Annotated in this window: 2 protein-coding genes; both read left to right on the top strand. The window is 44.7% G+C overall.

From position 1 onward, the window contains the following. Positions 1-678: twin-arginine translocase subunit TatC (tatC, locus tag AC1DUA_RS36685; protein WP_477504414.1), on the top strand; the 678-nt coding region annotated here is incomplete at its 5' end. A gap of 81 nt (positions 679-759) precedes the next feature. After that, a partial coding sequence (locus tag AC1DUA_RS36690) for a LysR family transcriptional regulator (protein ID WP_477504415.1) occupies positions 760-1,636 on the top strand: 877 nt, incomplete at its 3' end.

Here is a 1,636-nt window from a genome sequence, read left to right on the forward strand (position 1 = left end):
GTTCTTACCATGATTGGCGGCTTTATCGCAGCTCAGAAAATTCTCCTTTATTTCAAAGAAACACCACCGGCTTCTGATATAAGTTGGCATGTGTTCTCTCCCATGGATGGCATTCGCATCTATATGATGATTGCTTTCGTAATTTCGCTTACGATTACGCTGCCTTTTATCCTATTTCAATTATGGGGTTTCGTAAAAGAGGGTCTTACCAAGGAAGAACAAAGCGCTACGCTTCGCTATATTCCTTATACCTTTCTTTGCTTTATCATTGGCCTTTCCTTCGCCTACTTCGTCGTTTTCCCGATGTGTATGACATTCACAGTTCGGATCACGGAAAACCTTGGTTTAACTCAAACCTATGGTGTTGCTCAATATTTCGGCTTTATGCTGAACATCGTGCTCCCCTTATCCATCGCTTTCGAGCTGCCTATCGTCGTGATGTTCCTGACGCGAATCAAGCTGCTCAATCCGAAGCTGCTGCACAAATTTCGCCGGTACGCCTATCTCGTGCTCGTCATCACCGCTAGCCTCATTTCGCCGCCTGACCTTATTTCGCATCTGATGGTAGCTGTACCCTTGTTTGTTCTCTATGAAATCAGCGTTGTGCTTTCCCGCTTCGTTTTTAATGCGCAAATACGCGAGAACAACAAACTAAACACAGAGGTCCCTTCCTATTAAAATAGGCCTTCACTATCATTGCCTTCCCCTGATGTATGGGATATATTTACTCCAATATATCCTACAGGGGCAGGGTGAATTATGCGTATTGAACAACTGCTGTATATGATCGAAATCAACCTAACAGGTTCTATTTCCCTTGCAGCTGAGAAGCTGCATGTTTCCCAACCGAATATTTCACAAGCCATTGTCTCTTTAGAAGAGGAACTTGGCGTTAAGCTTTTTAACCGATCACGTTTTGGCGCCGCACCTACCGAAGAAGGCAAGCTGATCATAAGCAAAGCAGAAGAAATTATAAGCAAAGTCGAGGAGCTCCGGGAGTCCGTCAGTCATCATGACAAAGAGCTCTCCGGAGTCCTCTCTATTGCGTCCGTACCCAGCCTGTGCTTAAGCGTGCTCCCAGGAGCGCTAGCGGTTTTCAAAGGAAAACACCCTGAAGTAGAGCTAGAAATGCTGGAGCTTGATTACCAGCAGATCAAACAAGAGGTTCTTTCCGGCAACGTCGATATGGGTTTAATCGCTGTGTCAAAGGAGCACGAAGAGAACAATAAGCAGTTGACCGTAGAAAAGCTGATGGATAACCGAATTATGGCMTGTGTAGGCAAAAATTCACCATTCGCTCACCGGACAAGCATCTCCATCGAGGAACTGGCGAATCAACCTATCCTGCTCAATTCCGAGTACTTAATTGAAAAGCTCAAAAAGTACGGGGAACCGAACATTTTATTCAAACTTGGAAACTCGGAAGCGGCCAAACGCGTGATCGCCGAGGGCATTGCCATTGGCTTTTATACAGAACTCGGATTGAAATATGACCCCTATATTCTTACAGGCAACACAATTGCCTTAGAAATCACCGGAGAAGACATGGATGTCACCTTCTGCTCGATAAGATTAAAAAATCGGCATCAATCCATCGCATCCAGAGAATTTGCCAAAGAATTAAAAGCTATTATTG

Source organism: Paenibacillus sp. 01T422 (genome assembly GCF_056398785.1).